Annotated in this window: 13 protein-coding genes; 8 read left to right on the top strand and 5 right to left on the bottom strand. The window is 65.8% G+C overall.

Features of this window, described 5'->3' with window-relative positions:
* Nucleotides 1-510: 510 nt before the first annotated feature.
* A complete protein-coding gene (locus BRAO375_RS25310; protein WP_009030301.1) occupies nucleotides 511-972 on the bottom strand; it encodes an Lrp/AsnC family transcriptional regulator in 462 nt (153 codons plus the stop codon).
* 142 nt (nucleotides 973-1114) lie between these two features.
* Here BRAO375_RS25310 and BRAO375_RS25305 point away from each other — a divergent pair, with 142 nt between their 5' ends.
* Entirely contained in the window at nucleotides 1115-3514 is a 2400-nt protein-coding gene (locus BRAO375_RS25305; protein ID WP_009030300.1) for a thiamine pyrophosphate-binding protein, read from the top strand.
* A 489-nt stretch (nucleotides 3515-4003) separates the two neighbouring features.
* Complete coding sequence (locus tag BRAO375_RS25300) at nucleotides 4004-5434, top strand: aldehyde dehydrogenase family protein (RefSeq protein WP_009030299.1); 1431 nt, start codon at nucleotides 4004-4006, stop codon at nucleotides 5432-5434.
* Nucleotides 5435-5528: 94 nt separating this feature from the next.
* On the opposite strand, the gene BRAO375_RS25295 is transcribed toward BRAO375_RS25300, so the two are convergent.
* On the bottom strand, nucleotides 5529-6497 hold the full coding sequence (locus BRAO375_RS25295) for an SMP-30/gluconolactonase/LRE family protein (RefSeq protein WP_009030298.1): 969 nt from the start codon (nucleotides 6495-6497) through the stop codon (nucleotides 5529-5531).
* Between the two features lie 89 nt (nucleotides 6498-6586).
* Here BRAO375_RS25295 and BRAO375_RS25290 point away from each other — a divergent pair, with 89 nt between their 5' ends.
* Together BRAO375_RS25290 and BRAO375_RS25285 are read left to right on the top strand one after the other, a co-directional pair.
* Nucleotides 6587-7405 (top strand): NAD-dependent epimerase/dehydratase family protein, encoded by an 819-nt coding sequence (locus BRAO375_RS25290; RefSeq protein WP_035642095.1) that lies wholly within the window; start codon nucleotides 6587-6589, stop codon nucleotides 7403-7405.
* Between the two features lie 135 nt (nucleotides 7406-7540).
* Nucleotides 7541-9247 (top strand): IlvD/Edd family dehydratase, encoded by a 1707-nt coding sequence (locus BRAO375_RS25285; protein WP_009030296.1) that lies wholly within the window; start codon nucleotides 7541-7543, stop codon nucleotides 9245-9247.
* Between the two features lie 8 nt (nucleotides 9248-9255).
* Here the strand turns inward: BRAO375_RS25285 and BRAO375_RS25280 are convergent, their stop codons facing one another.
* A complete protein-coding gene (locus BRAO375_RS25280; protein ID WP_009030295.1) occupies nucleotides 9256-10041 on the bottom strand; it encodes an enoyl-CoA hydratase/isomerase family protein in 786 nt (261 codons plus the stop codon).
* A gap of 150 nt (nucleotides 10042-10191) precedes the next feature.
* Between BRAO375_RS25280 and BRAO375_RS25275 the strand changes: the two genes are divergently transcribed.
* Nucleotides 10192-11427 carry an NAD(P)/FAD-dependent oxidoreductase gene (locus BRAO375_RS25275; RefSeq protein ID WP_009030294.1) on the top strand — a complete coding sequence of 412 codons (1236 nt, stop codon included), beginning with the start codon at nucleotides 10192-10194 and terminating at the stop codon, nucleotides 11425-11427.
* Here BRAO375_RS25275 and BRAO375_RS25270 read toward each other — a convergent pair.
* Complete coding sequence (locus tag BRAO375_RS25270) at nucleotides 11424-12326, bottom strand: ribokinase (protein ID WP_009030293.1); 903 nt, start codon at nucleotides 12324-12326, stop codon at nucleotides 11424-11426. The genes BRAO375_RS25275 and BRAO375_RS25270 overlap by 4 nt on opposite strands.
* A 21-nt stretch (nucleotides 12327-12347) precedes the next feature.
* Entirely contained in the window at nucleotides 12348-13241 is an 894-nt protein-coding gene (locus BRAO375_RS25265) for a sugar kinase (RefSeq protein ID WP_035642093.1), read from the bottom strand.
* A 205-nt stretch (nucleotides 13242-13446) separates the two neighbouring features.
* On the opposite strand from BRAO375_RS25265, the gene BRAO375_RS25260 reads away from it, so the two are divergent.
* The 3 genes from BRAO375_RS25260 (at nucleotide 13447) to BRAO375_RS25250 (ending at nucleotide 16805) form a co-directional block, all read left to right on the top strand.
* Nucleotides 13447-14706 carry a Glu/Leu/Phe/Val family dehydrogenase gene (locus BRAO375_RS25260; RefSeq protein ID WP_009030290.1) on the top strand — a complete coding sequence of 420 codons (1260 nt, stop codon included), beginning with the start codon at nucleotides 13447-13449 and terminating at the stop codon, nucleotides 14704-14706.
* Nucleotides 14703-15548: a VOC family protein gene (locus BRAO375_RS25255; RefSeq protein WP_009030289.1), complete on the top strand. Its 846-nt coding sequence runs from the start codon at nucleotides 14703-14705 to the stop codon at nucleotides 15546-15548. Before BRAO375_RS25260 ends, BRAO375_RS25255 begins: the two co-directional genes overlap by 4 nt.
* Nucleotides 15549-15863: 315 nt before the next feature.
* The gene (locus BRAO375_RS25250; protein WP_009030287.1) at nucleotides 15864-16805 is read left to right on the top strand and encodes an NAD(P)H-binding protein; all 942 of its coding nucleotides are present in this window, start codon (nucleotides 15864-15866) and stop codon (nucleotides 16803-16805) included.
* Nucleotides 16806-16969: the final 164 nt, after the last annotated feature.

Below are 16969 nucleotides of genomic sequence, written 5' to 3'. Positions count from 1 at the left end.
CATTATTGAGGGGCGATGCTGGACATCAAAGCTCGGACGCAAAACGCGTCGCGAGATCGCGAAACCGTATTCTCATGCATCAGCAACTGCAGTCGGACACGTGAGCACGGCAGAGACCACGCGCGTCATTGCGAGCGCAGCGAAGCAATCCAGAGTTCTTTGCGCCGCCCTGGATTGCTTCGCTGCGCTCGCAATGACGGAGATCCTGGTGAGCGTCTCATGTCAACAAGCACGGTGTCGTCCCGGCGAACGCCGGGACCCATAACCCCAGGGAGATGTTGTTGCGCGAGATGTTGGACCAGTCTTGTCTTACCACACCCGCTGCGGAGTACGGGTCCCGGCGTTCGCCGGGACGACGCTTGAGGATGCCGAGGCAGCTCGCGTCACATTTGCCGCGCTTCGACTGCGACGAGGCACTGCCGTCACCCAGTCTACCGCCGTCGTCCCGAACAAGCGTGCGTAGCACGCGCCGATCCGGGACAACGGCGGTGGGCGTGGCGGCACCTCGGCTCACACCGGCAGGGCGATCGAGTACTTCACCTGGCTCAGCGCAAAGCTCGACTCGATCGAAGCGATGCCGTCGAGCCTGGTCAGCTTGGTCTTCAGGAACACCTCATACGAGGACAGATCCGCCGCGACCACGCGCAGCATGTAGTCGCGGTTGCCCGTCATCAGATAGCACTCGAGCACCTCGGGCCAGGCGGAGATCGCCTTCTCGAACCGCTTGAGGTCCTCCTCCTTCTGCCGCGCCAGCTTGATCGAGATGAACACCGAGACGTGCAGCCCCAGCGCCTTCTGGTCGACGGTGGCGAGATAGCGGGTGATGACGCCGCGCTCCTCCAGAAGCTTGACGCGGCGGTGGCAGGGCGAGACCGACAGGCCGACCTTGTCGGCGAGCTCCTGCATGGTGATGCGGCCGTCAGCTTGGAGATGGCCGAGGATCTTGCGGTCGATGGCGTCGAGGTCGGGCATTGGGATATGGTACCGGAATAGATCGATATGGTGGGAAAATATCCCAATAACGGCCGGGCATGCGCGAAAATTTGAGAATTATGGCCGCCCCGGCGGGATTAGAGTCAACGAATCCACCGAACGCCCCTGGGAGCAGCGCGCCATGGCCAAGCCATCTGCATTGACGCCATCCGCAACGACAGCATCCGCATCGTCAGACCGTCTCGCCATCCTGAACGCGCTGACCCGCAAGGCGCTGTGGCTGTCGTCCTGGACCATCCACCACGCCAACCACATCCGGCCGAACATCGACGGCCTGAAGGTCGGCGGCCACCAGGCGTCCTCGGCCTCGCTCGCGACCATCATGTCGGCGCTGTACTTCTCGGTGCTGCGTCCCGAGGACCGCGTCGCGGTCAAGCCGCATGCGAGCCCGGTCTTCCACGCCATTCAATATCTGTTCGGCCGGCAGACGAAGGAGAAGCTGGAGAACTTCCGCGGCTTCAAGGGCGCGCAGTCCTATCCGTCACGCACCAAGGACGTCGACGATGTCGACTTCTCGACCGGCTCGGTCGGCCTCGGCGTCGCGCAGACGCTGTTCTCCTCGCTGGTGCAGGACTACGTCAACGCGCATGGCTGGATGAAGGACCGCCGCGAGGGCCGCATGATCGCGCTGGTCGGCGACGCTGAGATGGATGAGGGCAACATCTTCGAGGCCTTGGCGGAGGGCTGGAAGCACGGCCTGCGCAACACCTGGTGGATCGTCGACTACAACCGCCAGAGCCTGGATGCCGTGGTGCGCGAAGGCCTGTGGGAGAAGTTCGAGACCATGTTCCGCAATTTCGGCTGGGACGTGGTGATCGTCAAATACGGCAAGTTGATGCGCGAAGCCTTCGCCGAGCCCGGCGGCGAGGCGCTCAGGCGCTGGATCGACAACTGCCCCAACGCGCTGTATGCGGCGCTGTGCTTCCAGGGCGGCGCGGCGTTCCGCAAGCACATCCAGGACGAGATCGGCGACCAGGGCGACGTGACGCGGCTGCTCGACAAGCGCAGCGACGACGAGCTGCTGGCGCTGATGTCCAATCTCGGCGGCCACGACATGGCGAGCATGCTGGAGGCGTTCGAGTCCATCGATCACGACCGTCCCGTCTGCTTCATCGCCTACACCATCAAGGGCGTCGGCCTGCCGTTCCAGGGCCACAAGGACAACCACGCCGGCCTGATGACGGTCGCGCAGATGGAGACCTGGCGCGCGCAGCAGAACATCCGACCGGGCCATGAGTGGGACAAGTTCGAGGGTTTGACGCAGGACGCGGCGACCTTGGAGGCGTTCCTCGCATCGGTGCCGTTCAACCGCGATGGCCGCCGGCTCGACGATGCCGTGTTCGATGTGCCCGAGCGGCTGACCTTCACTGCGGCGGCGCAGATGTCGACGCAGCAGGGCTTTGGCCTGATCCTCAACGACCTCGCGCGCAGCGACACTGCACTGGCCTCACGCATCGTGACCTCGTCGCCGGACGTGACCGTCTCGACCAATCTCGGCGCCTGGGTCAACCGCCGCGGCCTGTTCGCGCATGCCGAGAAGGCCGATCTGTTCCGCAGCGAGAAGATCCCCTCGACCTTCAACTGGGCGGCTTCGCCGAAGGGCCAGCACATCGAGCTCGGCATCGCCGAGATGAACCTGTTCATCATGGCCTCGGCGCTCGGCCTGTCGCATTCCATCAACGGCGCGCGGCTGCTGCCGATCGTGACCTTGTACGATCCCTTCATCGAGCGCGGCCTCGATGCGCTGAACTACGCCTGTTATCAGGATGCCCGTTTCATGGTGGTGGCGACGCCGTCGGGCGTCACGCTCGCGCCGGAGGGCGGCGCGCATCAGTCGATCGCGACGCCGCTGATCGGCATGGCGCAGGACGGCCTGTCGTCGTTCGAGCCGGCCTTCGTCGACGAGCTCGCCGCGATCATGAAGTGGGGCTTCGCCCACATGCAGGCCGCGCCGGGCGAGGGCGGTTCGGTCTACTTGCGGCTGTCGACGCGCCCGGTCGACCAGCCGCAGCGCATCATGACGCCGGAGATGGAAGCGGACATCGCCGCCGGCGCCTATTGGCTGCGCAAGCCGGGGCCGAACGCGGAGGTGATCATTGCGTATACGGGGACGGTCGCGCCGGAGGCGATCGAGGCCACCGGGCTGATCGGCGAATCCCGCCGCGACGTCGGCCTGCTCGCCATCACCTCGGCCGACCGCCTGCACGCCGGCTGGACCGCCGCGCGCAGACTGCGGCGGCATCGCCGCGGCGTGCAGCATCTCAGCCATATCGAGCAACTGCTGGCGCCGCTGCCGCGCGATTGCGGCATCGTCACCGTCATCGACGGTCATCCGGCGACGCTCGGCTGGCTGGGCTCGGTGCGCGGCCATCGAGTCGAGGCGCTGGGCGTGGAGAAGTTCGGCCAGACCGGCACGATCGACGATCTCTATCGCCACAACGGCATGGACGCGAACGCGATCATCGATGCCGCCGAGAGCCTGACGGGCGCGCCGGTGCGGCATCGCAAGATGGCGGTGTGAGGCGGGCCAGAAACGAGGACGCCGCCTCCCTCACCTGGGGTGAAGGAGACGGCGTCGCAACTTGGATCAAATGTCTACGTGCTGAAAGGCGACGCAATAAGAACAGGCGAAATTATCGGTTCTGAAATCGTCTCCGGCGTCCTTTCGAGATGCCGTCATGTCTATGACGAGGAGATTAGCCAGGGCGATCGAAGCCCAATGTGAAGCAGTTCACATCTTGGAATGAATCTTTGACGGCCTGAATTCTGCCATCCGGAATGAAGGCCTGCTGGAGGCGAAAAGAGGGAGCCGCGCGTGTTGCGGCGCAAAATGCAGCGGCGACGAAACGCAGGCCCGTCGGCTTGCGCCGGTCGCGGCCTTGCTCCTATATCCGCGGGACGCAACCCCGGTCCCCGCATGTGGCGGGTTCATCCCGCGGATCGCGCGTGCCAGGATGCCGGTCCGCGCGCAGCCGCTCCCCCATATGCTTCCACCTGAAGAGGTTTTCCGATGGTCAATCGCCTGCAATTCTACATCGACGGCGCCTGGGTCGATCCGGTCGTCAAGAAGTCCACCCCGGTCGTCAATCCGGCGACCGAAGAGGCGATGTACGAGGTTGCGCTGGGCTCCAAGGCCGATGTCGACAAGGCCGTCGCCGCCGCCAAGCGCGCCTTCGAGACCTTTTCGCAAACGAGCCGAGAGGAGCGCGTCGCGCTGCTCGAGAAGATCATCGCGATCTACAAGGGCCGCATGAAGGAGATCGGCGCAGCCGTGTCCGACGAGATGGGCGCGCCGCTGCCGATGGCGGAGAAGCTGCAGGCCGGCGCCGGTCTCGGCCATCTGATGTCGACGCTCGATGTGCTGAAGAAGTACGAGTTCGAGGAGACGCTGCCGTCCTCCGTGGTGGTGCGCGAGCCGGTCGGCGTCGTCGGCATGATCACGCCCTGGAATTGGCCGCTGAACCAGATCGCCTGCAAGGTCGCGCCGGCGCTCGCCGCGGGCTGCACCATGATCCTGAAGCCGTCGGAGTTCACCCCGACCTCGGCACTGATCTTCGCCGAGATCCTGCATGAAGCCGGCGTGCCGAAGGGCGTCTTCAACCTCATCAACGGCCTCGGGCCGGAGGTCGGCGCCGCCATGAGCGAGCATCCGGACATCGACATGATCTCGTTCACCGGCTCGACCCGCGCCGGCATCGACGTCGCCAAGCGCGCGGCACCGACCGTCAAGCGCGTCAGCCAGGAGCTCGGCGGCAAGTCGCCGAACGTGATCCTAGAAGGCTCCGACCTGAACAAGGCGGTGATCGGCGGCGTCATGCACATGTTCAACAATTCGGGCCAGTCCTGCAATGCGCCGTCGCGCATGATCGTGCCGGCCGCGCGGATGAAGGAAGTGGCCGCGATCGCCAAGGGCGTTGCCGACAAGACCAAGGCCGGCGATCCCCGCGGCGAGGGCACCACCATCGGTCCGGTGGTCAATCGCGGCCAGTGGGACAAGATCCAGGCGCTGATCAACAAGGGCATCGAGGAGGGCGCGACGCTCGTCGCCGGCGGTCCGGGCCTGCCCGAGGGCGTCAACAAGGGCTTCTATGTCCGTCCGACGATCTTCGCCGACGTCAAGCCCGAGATGACCATCTCGCGCGAGGAGATCTTTGGACCGGTGCTGGTGATCATTGGCGCCAAGGACGAAGACGAGGCGGTGAAGATCGCCAACGACACGCCCTATGGTCTCGCCGGCTACGTCACCGCGCCGACCATCGAGAAGGCCCGCGAGATCGGCCGCAAGATCCGCGCCGGCAACGTCAACCTCCAGGGCGTCCCGAACGACCGCACCGCGCCGTTCGGCGGCTACAAGCAGTCCGGCAACGGCCGCGAATGGGGCCGTTTCGGTCTTGAGGAGTATCTCGAGGTCAAGGCCGTCGCGGGCTACAACGCGGCCTGATAGGTCTCCGTCATTGCGAGCGCAGCGAAGCAATCCAGGGCTGAGCAAGGACTCTGGATTGCTTCGTCGCTTCGCTCCTCGCAATGACGATCCATCACCCGCCCAGCGCGCCCTGCGTATTCACGTAGAGCGCGTAGATCGACTGGCTGGCGGCCATGAACAGGCGGTTGCGCTTGAGGCCGCCAAAGCAGACATTGGCGCAGCGCTCGGGCAGGGCGATGCGTCCGATCGGCGCGCCGTCGGGCGCGAACACCATGACGCCGTCGAGTTCGGGCGACCCCATGCCCCAGCCGCACCAGAGATTGCCGTCGACGTCGCAGCGCATGCCGTCCGGCGTCCCCGGCCCGGCATCGATGTGGACGCGCTTGTTGGTGAGCTTCGTCCCGTCGGCGGAGACGTCATAAGCGAGGATCTTGCGGTTCGGCACGCCGCGGGATTCGACGACATAGAGGATGGATTCGTCAGGCGAGAAGCACAGCCCGTTCGGTCCCAGCACGCCCTCGGCAACGATGCTCGCCTGGCCGGTGACGCCATCGATCCGGTACACGTTGGCGTCGATTTCGGACTCGGCCTTGTAGCCCTCGTAATTGCCGAGCAGGCCGAAAGTCGGATCGGTGAACCAGATCGAGCCGTCGGACTTGACGACGACATCGTTCGGCGAGTTCAGCCGCTTGCCGTCGAACGAGTCCATCAGCACCGTGATCGACCCATCATACTCGGTGCGCGTGACCCGGCGTCCGCCATGCTCGCAGGTGACCAGCCGGCCCTGCCGATCCCTGGTGTTGCCGTTGGCGAAGTTCGAGGGCTTGCGGAACACCGACACCGCGCCGGTTTCCTCCTCCCATTTGAGGATGCGCTGGTTCGGAATGTCGCTGCACAGCAGATAGCGCCCGTCGCCGAACCACACCGGCCCCTCGGCCCAGCGCAGGCCTGTGGCCAGGCGTTCGACAGCCGAGAGTTTGAGCCAGTATTTCTCGAAGCGGGGGTCCAGCGCCTGAATCGCCGGATCGGGATAGAAAGTGGCAGGGCGCCAGCCCTGCACGTGAGCGTTTCCGTCGGACATTTGGCCCGTCCTGTTATTGCGCGGTTGCGATCTCTGCTATCATCGGCTTGTCACGACCGCAAACCTGCGGACCCAACACGAGGGATGAAATGCCACGTATCTTGATGACCGGTGCGAGCGGTGGAATCGGCACTTCGTTGCGGAAGCTGCTGCCGCCGATCTATCCGGACCTTTTGCTCAGCGACCTCCGCGCGCCAGCCGATCTCTCCAGTCAGGAGACCTTCAAGGCGGCCGATCTTGCCGACCTCGCTCAGGTCGAGGCGCTGTGCGAGGGTGTCGACGGCATCATCCATTTCGGCGGCTATTCGGTCGAGGGTCCCTGGAACGACATCCTGCAGGCCAACATCATCGGCGGCTACAACCTGTTCGAGGCCGCGCGCCGCAAGGGTGTGAAGCGCGTGGTGTTCGCCTCGTCGAACCACGCGGTCGGCTTCTATCCGCGCCATCGCAAGATCGACAATGACGTGCAGCCGCGTCCTGACGGCCGCTACGGCGTCAGCAAAGTCTTCGGTGAGGCCGTAGGCTCGCTCTATGCCGACAAGCACGGGCTGAAGGTGACCTGTCTGCGCATCGGCAATTTCGGCGACAAGCCGCTCGACAAGCGCCGGCTGTCGATCTGGCTGAAGCCGGAGGATCTCGTCCAGCTCTGCCGCATCGGCCTGGAGCATCCCGATATTCACTTCGAAGTGCTGTACGGCGCCTCGCTGAACGAGCGGGCCTGGTGGGACAACCAGCGCGCCTATGATCTCGGCTATCGCCCGACAGGCCGCGCCGAGGATTTCCACGAGCACGCCATGGCCGAGCAGGCCAAGCTGCCGGCCGATCCGATCGGGGACTATTTCCAGGGCGGCGCGTTCTGCACCACGGAGTTCGACGGCGACACCAGCCGGATCATCGACTGGGGTTGATAAGACATCGTCATTCCGGGGCGCGTCCGCAGGACGCGAACCCGGAATCTCGATGTGAGAGTGCAAGACAATGTCTGGATTCCGGGTTCGCGCTTTGCGCGCCCCGGAACGACAATGAGAGTGGAAGAGAAGACCATGACCGATGGCCTGCGCAAGGGACTGACCGCTTACGGCGATGCCGGCTTCTCGCTGTTCCTGCGCAAGGCCTTCATCAAGGCCGCCGGCTATTCCGACGATGCGCTCGACCGGCCCATCGTCGGCATCACCAACACCTACAGCGACTACAATCCGTGCCACGGCAACGTGCCGCAGATCCTGGAGGCGGTGAAGCGCGGCGTCATGCTGTCCGGCGCGATGCCGTTTGTGTTTCCCACCATCTCGATCGCCGAAAGCTTTGCGCATCCGACGTCGATGTACCTGCGCAATTTGATGGCGATGGAAACCGAGGAGATGATCCGCGCCCAGCCGATGGACGCGGTCGTCGTCATCGGCGGCTGCGACAAGACCCTGCCGGCGCAGATCATGGCCGCGGTCTCGGCCGATTTGCCGACGGTGGTGATTCCGGTCGGGCCGATGGTCGTCGGCCATCACAAGGGCGAGGTGCTCGGGGCGTGCACCGATTGCCGGCGCCTTTGGGCCAAGTATCGCGCCGGAGAGATGGACGACAGCGAGATCGAGGCGGTCAACGGCCGGCTCGCCCCGTCGGTCGGCACCTGCATGGTGATGGGCACGGCCTCCACGATGGCCTGCATCACCGAGGCGCTCGGGTTGTCGTTGCCGATGAGCGCAACAATTCCCGCGCCGCATGCCGAGCGATTCCGCTCGGCAGAAGCGAGCGGCCGCGTCGCGGCGGAGATGGCCAAGGCGAAGGGGCCGAAGCCCAGCGAGTTGCTGACGCCGGCGGCCTTCAAGAATGCGCAGGTGGTGCTCCAGGCCATCGGCGGCTCGACCAACGGGCTCGTGCATCTCACCGCGATTGCCGGCCGCACGCCGCACATGATCGATCTCGACGCCTTCGACCGCATCGGTCGCGAGGTGCCGGTGCTGGTCGATCTCAAGCCGTCCGGCGATCACTACATGGAGCACTTCCATCATGCCGGTGGCGTGCCGAAGCTGATGAAGCAGCTCGGCGACCTCATCGACCTCGACTGCCGCTCGATCACCGGCCAGTCGCTGCGCGAGATCGTGGCTGCCGCCGAGGATGTGCCCGGCCAGGACGTGATCCGCTCGCGTGATGACGCTATCAAGCCGGAGGGGGGGCTCGCGGTGCTCACGGGCAATCTCGCGCCGCGCGGTGCCGTCATCAAGCATTCCGCGGCGAGCCCGAAGCTGCTGCAGCACACCGGTCGCGCCGTCGTGTTCGAGTCGGTCGAGGACATGACGCTGCGGGTCGATGCTCCCGATCTCGACGTCTCCGCCGACGACGTGCTGGTGCTGCGCAATGCCGGGCCGAAGGGGGCGCCGGGGATGCCGGAGGCGGGCTATCTGCCGATCCCGAAAAAGCTCGCGCGGGGTGGCACCAAAGACATGGTGCGTATTTCCGACGCGCGGATGAGCGGCACGGCGTTCGGCACCATCGTGCTGCACATCACGCCGGAGTCGGCCGTCGGCGGTCCGCTGGCGCTGGTGCGGACCGGAGATATGATCCGGCTCGATGTCGCGAAACGCAGCATCGATCTGTTGGTCGATGACGCAGAACTCGAGCGGCGACGCGCTGAGCTGAAGCCGGCGACGACGCCCGACTGGGCGGAGCGCGGCTACGCCCACCTGTTTCATGAGACGATCCTGCAGGCCGATGACGGCTGCGATTTCGATTTCATGCGCCGCAAGGGGAAGGGGTGAGCGCAGTCCTACTTTCCCTTGCTGGTGAAGCGCTTCACGGCGGCGCGGAATTCGTCGGTGTGCATGCAGTTGATGATCGCATCGCGTTCGGCGGCGAGCTGGTCCTCGACCGAACTGCCTGGCGCGCGATGGATCAGCGCCTTTGTTGCTGCGATTCCCGCTGGCATGTTCTGCGCCAGCCGCTGCGCCAAGGCCTCGGTGGCTGTAGCGAGTTCAGAGGCGGGGACGACCTTGGCGACCAGACCCCATTCATACGCTTGCCCGGCCGTAAAACTGTCCTCGGCCAGGAAGATCTGCAGCGCCCGCCGGACGCCTGCGGTGGCGACGACACCGACCGTGCCGCCGCCGTCGGGCGAGACGCCGAGCTTGGCATAGGCCGGGGTGAATCGGGCTTCCTCGGTGGCGATGCAGAGATCGGCCGCGAAGGCGAGCGACATGCCGGCGCCTGCCGCCGAGCCGTGCACGCTGGCCAGGACGATCTTCGGCATGCGCCGCAGGCTCGCGATGAAGGCGTGGTAGTGATGCAACAGCTCGCTCACGACCGGCGTGATGGTGTCGGCCTCGGCCGCGGCCCCGATCGTCTGCAGGTCGCCGCCGGCGCAGAAGGCGCGGCCTTCGCCCTTGAGAACAAGCACCCGGATGCTCGGATCCGCCTCCACCTGCCTCGCGAGTTGCTCCAGGCGCTGCGCGATGGCGAGGTTGATGGCGTTGAATGCCGTCGGGCGATCGAGCGTGATGGTCGCGATCGGGCCGTCGATGCTCAGGCGAGCGGGTTCCGCAGCTGCATCCGACATTCATTCCTCCCTTGTATGGTTGTTGCCGCATTTAAAGCGCACAGCCGGCCGGTGACAATGCCGGGGAAGTCTGCGACAACCCGGTTCCGCTGATACGACGGGAGGTAAACCCGGAGCAGACGAGGCGCGCAAACACGGGAAATGGACAGAATGAGGCAGGGTGCTGTGACCAAGGGACCGGTGGTGATCGTAGGCGCGGGGCATGCGGGCTTTCAGCTCGCGACCTCGCTGCGGCAGGCAGGCTTTGCCGATCCGATCCACCTGATCAACGACGAGCCGCATCTGCCGTATCAGCGGCCGCCGCTGTCGAAAGCCTATCTCAAGGGCACTGGCGGTCCCGAGACCTTGATGTTCCGGCCGCAGAAGTTCTACGCCGACCAGACCATCGACCTCATCTACGACCGTGCCGTTGCGGTTCAGCGCGAGCAGCGCAAGGTGCTGCTCGCCTCCGGCAAGACGCTGGACTACGGCCACCTCGTGTTCGCGACCGGTGCGCGCAACCGGATGCTCGACCTTCCCAATGCCAATCTTCCGTCGGTGCGTTACTTGCGTATCCTGGATGACAGCGAAGCGCTCAGGGCCTTGCTCGGTGACTCGAAGCGCGTTGTCGTTATCGGTGCCGGCTTCATCGGCCTCGAATTCGCGGCCACCGCCCGCATCAAGGGCCTCGAGGTCGACGTGCTCGAGCTTGGCGCGCGGGTGATGGCGCGGGCGGTCACGGCGGAAATCTCCGACTACTTCCAAAAGCAGCACGCCGATGCCGGCGTGCGCATCCATCTCGGTGTGCAGGCGACCAGCATCGAGGCCGACGGCAACAAGGTTACGGGCGTCAGCCTGAGCGACGGCCGGCATATCCCCGCCGACCTCGTCGTGGTCGGCGTCGGCGTGCTGCCGAATGTCGAGCTCGCGGCCGAAGCGGGATTGCAGGTCGCGTCGGGCATCGTGGTCGACGAATATCTGCTCACCAGCGATCCGCACATCTCGGCGATCGGCGATTGTGCGCTGTTTGCCAGCCAGCGTTTCGGCGGCACCTTGCGGCTGGAGTCGGTGCAGAACGCCACCGATCACGCCCGCTGCGTCGCCGCGCGGCTCACCGGCGACGTCAAGCCATATGACGGGCAGCCGTGGTTCTGGAGCGATCAGGCCAATGACAAGCTCCAGATTGCGGGGCTCACCACGGGCTATGACCAGGTCGTGTTGCGCGGGGATCCGGCGCAAAAGGCATTCTCCGCATTCTGCTACAAGGAGGGCCGGCTGGTCGGCATCGAGTCCGTCAATCGCGCCGGCGACCACATGTTCGGCCGCAAGCTGCTGGCGGCGGGTGGCACCGTGGATGCGGTCAAGGCTGCTGATCCGAGCTTCGACCTGAAGAGCGCTCTCGCCTAGAGAGCCGCGCGGACCTCCTCGGCTGTGGGCATCGACGGGCCGGCGCCCATCCGCTGCACGGAGATGGAGGCGGCGACGTTGGCATAGGCGATCGCGTCCGCGATCGCAGCGCCTTGCGATAGCCGCGCCGCCAGCGCGCCGACGAAACAGTCGCCGGCGCCTGTGGTGTCGACCGCCTTCACGGCGCGGCCCTCGACCAGCCTGGCATCACCGCCACGAACGGCGATCGCACCGCGCGCGCCGAGCGTGACGCAGATGGTCTGGTCCGCGCGCGGATGGAGCGCGGCAACGGCATCGACGGCCTGCGGCGGCGCGTCGCCGATCTCGACGCCGGACAAGAATCCCAGTTCGGTCTCGTTGAGCACGAGGACGTCGACCAGCGCGAACAGCCCCTGAGCGAAGGCGCCGGCGGGAGCAGGGTTGAGGATCGTCGTCGCGCCGGCGGCTTTCGCCTGCTGAAAGAACGCAATGATGGTCGCCTGCGGGATCTCGAACTGGCTCACCGCCACGTCGCCCGCGCTCAACGCAATCTGCGCGATATCGTCAACGCTGACCTCGGCATTGCTGCCGGGGATCACCACGATGGTGTTGTCGGCATTCGCCAGCGTGATGATTGCCGTTCCTGTCGATCCACCAGCGCTGTCCTTCACCGCCGCGAGATCGATGCCTTGATCGGCGAGAAATACGCGCAGTTGCTCGCCGAACGCGTCACGGCCGAGCCGGCCGATCAGCGCCGTCGGCGCGCCGAGCTTGGCGGCTGACACCGCCTGGTTGGCGCCCTTGCCGCCGGGAAAATACATCACCGACTGGCCGGCCACAGTCTCGCCGATGCGCGGATGGCGCTCGGCCGTCGCCACCACATCCATGTTGATGCTGCCCGCGACGACGACCCGTCCCATCCGCTCTCTCCCAAACAGCCGCTAGACGCGGGCCTCGAATTCCTGCCGTACGAGCTCGATGTCGGCGAGCGTCGGCAGGCCGGCCTCGTTGCCGAGCTTCTGGATCTTGAAGGTCGAGGCCGCGCGGGCGAACTCGAAATGCTCCTTCCAGCTGTTCGCCGGATTGGCCAGATACGAGTACACGTAGGCGCCATGGAACACGTCGCCGGCACCGTTGGTGTCGATGACGCGCTCGCGCGGGATCGGATAGGCGGGCAGCGTATGCACGGCGCCGACCTCATCGTACCACAGCAGCCCCTTCTCGCCCTGGGTGACGCCGCCGATGCGGCAGCCGCGGCCCTTGAGGTAGTCGAGCATCTTCTCCGGCGTGAGATCCATCTGCTCGCACAGCCGCTCGGCGACGATGGCGACGTCGATGTATTCCAGCAGCTCATGCGTGTTGGTGCGCAGGCCGCCGCCGTCGAGCGAGGTCAGGATGCCGGCCTCGCGGCACAGCTTGGCATAATGCAGCGCAGCGTCCGGCTGGTGGCCGTCGACGTGCAAGGCCCGGCAATTGCCGAGATTGAGCAGCGGGAACGGATGGATATGCGCATCGTCGCGGCAGCGTACGATGGCGCGCTTGCCGTCCTTGGGCATGATGAAGGACAGCGAGGACGCGTTGACCTTCCGTGGATGTACGGAGATGCCGTATTTCGCGGTCATGTCCTGGAACATCCGCCCGAGCCAGTCATTCGCCACGGTGGCGATCAGGTCCGGCACGATGCCCAGCTTGGCGCAGCAAAATGCCGCAGTGACCGCATTGCCGCCGAACGACACGGCGTAGTCGGAGGCGACGTGCTTCTCGTCTCCGGTCGGCATGTGGTCGGTAATGAACGTCACGTCGATGTAGGTCTGTCCGATAAAGAGGGCCTGCATTGGCATTTCTGTCTCACTAAGGGGTGATCGCGGCCCCGGCGCCGCAGATTAGCAAGCGGTTAAAGCGGATCAACGCTGAAAATCTTCGTCAAATCGTCACCATGGTGGTTGAGATCGGCCCCCTGCAACCGCCGGCCCCCTGCCGCCGGCCCAAGGGTCGCGCTATGGTTGCCGGCCAGCAGGAGCGCAGATTCGGGAGTGGAAGATGACTGTCTATGCGGGTCCGGTCTTCGAGATGGCGACCAATCAGTTCAACGTGATCGCCGATCACCTTGGCATCCCAGGCGACGAGCGCGACCGGCTGTTGCTGCCCAAGCGCGCGATCACCGTCTCGTGTCCGATCCACAAGGACGACGGCACCATTGCCGTCTATGAGGGCTACCGCGTCCAGCATCTCCTGACCATGGGCCCGACCAAGGGCGGCACCCGCTTTGCGCCGACCGTCGATATCGGCGAGGTCGCCGCGCTCGCGATCTGGATGAGCTGGAAGTGCGCCCTTGTGGGATTGCCTTATGGCGGCGCCAAGGGCGGCGTCAATGTCGATTTGTCCAAGCTGTCGAAACGCGAGCTCGAGTCGCTGTCGCGCCGCTACATGCAGGAGATGATCCCCTTCGTCGGCCCGCACACCGACGTGATGGCGCCGGACATGGGCACCAACGAGCAGGTGATGGCGTGGTTCATGGATACGTACTCCATGTATCAGGGCCAGACCGTCACCGAGATCGTCACCGGCAAGCCGGTGTTTTCCGGCGGCACGCTCGGCCGCCGCGAAGCCACCGGCCGCGGCGTCGCCCACGTCTCGCGCCGGGTGATGGACGTGCTCGGCATCGATCCCGCCAAGTCCACCGTCGTGGTGCAAGGCTTCGGCAATGTCGGCTCCTATGCCGCGCTCGGGTTCCACCAGATGGGCATGAAGGTGATTGCGGTGAGCGATCATACCGGCGCGCTCCATGATTCCCGAGGCCTCGACATTCCCGCGCTGATGGCGCATGCGGCCAAGCATGGCAGCATCGCCGGCTTCTCCACCGAGCTCGCCTTCGATCCCAAGGAAATTCTGACGCTGGCCTGCGACATCCTGGTGCCGGCGGCGATCGAGCGCGTCATCGACGCCAAGGTGGCGGCGAACCTGAAATGCCGCGTCATCGCAGAGGCCGCCAACGGCCCGACCACGCCGGATGCCGATCTGGTGCTCGACCAGCGTCGCAAGGAGATCTTCCTCATTCCCGACATTCTCTGCAATTCCGGCGGCGTCATCGTCAGCTATTTCGAATGGGTGCAGGATCTGCAGCAACTGTTCTGGGAGGAGGAGGAGGTGATGCGGCGCGAGTACCAGATCCTCGACCGCGCGTTCGAGAAGATGGTGACGCGCGCCAAGGCCGACGACATTCCGCACCGGACGGCCGCGATGGCGATCGGCGTCGAGAAGGTCCGCAACGCCAAGAACACGCGAGGGCTGTTCCCGTGATCACCGGTCTCGACCACGTCGTCGTCCTGCTCGAGGACATCAAGGCCGGCAGCGCCACGTTCGAGACGCTGCTGGCGCGCAAGCCGTCCTGGCAGAATTCGGGCGACGGCGCCGACCGCGTGCTGTTCACGCTCGACAATATGAGTCTCGAGCTGATGGCACCGGTGGGCCAGAGCCCCGGCGCCGACCGCATCCGCAACGTGCTCAAGATCTGGGGCGAGGGGCTCGCCTCGATCTGCTTCGCCACGGGCGACATCGGCAAGATGCACCGCCGGCTGGAGCGCGTGGCGCTGAAGCCGGACCCGATCGCCGAGGTCGACAGCACCGACCGCGTCTCCGGCCAGACGCTGCACTGGAAGCGCACGCGGGCGATGACCGATCTCACCCGCGGCGTGCGCATGTTCTTCCTGGAGCTCAGCCAGCCGCGGCCGGTTTCGGAGACGACCGCCGACAGCGCCGTGCTCGGCCTCGATCACATCGTGGTCTCGACCGAGGACCCCGAGCGCGCCGCCGCGCTGTATGGCGCGCGGCTCGGCCTCGACATGGCGCTCGACCGCAGCCATCAGGAATGGGGTCAGCTGATGTTCTTCCGCTGCGGCGACCTGATCGTCGAGGTGGTGAAGCGCCCGGTGGCCGGCAATGACAAGGCCAATGACAAGCTGTGGGGCTTGAGCTGGCGCGTCGCCGACATCGAGGCCACGCGTGCGCGGCTGCTCGCTGCGGGGCTGCAGGTGTCCGAGCCACGGGCAGGGCGCAAGCCGGGCACGCGCGTCATGAGCCTCTACAGCGGCACCTGCGGCATCCACACGCTGATCCTGGAGAAGACGCCGCAGGCGGCGTGAGGCATTCGCGGATCGCGAAGCGACAGTCCGGTCACGGCAGCGGAGGCGGAGAGTTGCGACGACACCGAGCTTTCGGATTGTGCCCAGCTCTTTCAGCCCGTCATGGCCGGGCTCGTCCCGGCCATCCACGTCGCACCGACCGCGCCGGACGACGTGGATGCCCGGGACAAGCCCGGGCATGACGAGAGCTCCATTGGCAGTCTCAACGCCGCGCAAGGACGGACCGTGATATAGATCGGGCTCGTTTCCAGGGGGCTGCTCAAGCCAATGATTTCTTTCGCCGTGGACCCGTTGCCCAATCCCCGCCGCGTCTTCATGCTCGGCGCGACCGGGACGATCGGCCGTGCGACCGTGCATGCGCTGCTTGCGCGGGGTCACGAGGTGGTCTGCTTCGTCCGCCCGCGCAACGACGCAATGACGATCCCGGGCGCCACCGTCAGGACCGGCGATGTCACCGATCCGGCCTCGCTGGCGCGCGACGGTTTTCGCGGTGAGCCCTTCGATGCCGTCGTCTCCTGTATGGCCTCGCGGACCGGCGCGCCGAGGGACGCCCAGGCGATCGACTATCAGGCCCATGTGAACGTGCTGGAGGCGGCTCGTCAGGCCGGCGTCGGGCAGTTCGTGCTGTTGTCCGCCATCTGCGTGCAGAAGCCGCTGCTGGCGTTTCAGCAGGCCAAGCTGACGTTCGAGGCACGACTGATGGGGGCGGGCCTGACCTATTCGATTGTCCGCCCCACTGCGTTCTTCAAGTCGCTGTCCGGGCAGGTCGCGCGCGTGCAGCAGGGTCGGCCCTATCTTGTGTTCGGCGACGGCCGTCTCACCGCATGCAAGCCGATCAGCGACGCCGATCTCGGCGACTATCTCGCCGGCTGTCTCGATGACGAGAGCCGCTGGAACAAGGTGCTGCCGATCGGCGGCCCGGGCCCTGCCATCACGCCGCTCGATCAGGCCGAGCATCTGTTCGCGCTGCTCGGCCGCAAGCCGACCATCCGCCGCGTCCCGGTGGCGCTGCTCGACGTCATTATCGGCGGGCTCGACGTCGCCAGGCGGATCGTGCCGTCGCTCGCCGACAAGGCCGAACTCGCCCGCATCGGCCGCTACTATGCGACGGAGTCGATGCTGGTGCTCGACCCCGCGACCGGCCGGTACGACGCCGACGCGACGCCGTCGACGGGCAACGAGACGCTGTTCGACTACTACGCCGAGCTGATCCGCGGCGAGGCCGCGGCGGAGCGCGGCGACCACGCCGTGTTCTGAGCCCAGATCTCTCCTCGTCATGGCCGGGCTTGACCCGGCCATCCCTCACACTTCGCGAGAAGGATGGATGCCCGGGTCAAGCCCGGGCATGACGAGTAACTAGTAGGGCGGCCTGTACGCCTTGTTAACCGCACCGTCATTGCGAGGAACGAAGCGACGAAGCG

Source organism: Bradyrhizobium sp. ORS 375, assembly GCF_000239775.1.
Lineage (GTDB): Bacteria > Pseudomonadota > Alphaproteobacteria > Rhizobiales > Xanthobacteraceae > Bradyrhizobium.
Note: the sequence above shows the minus strand (reverse complement) of the source record. Positions and strands in the feature narration are given on the sequence as shown.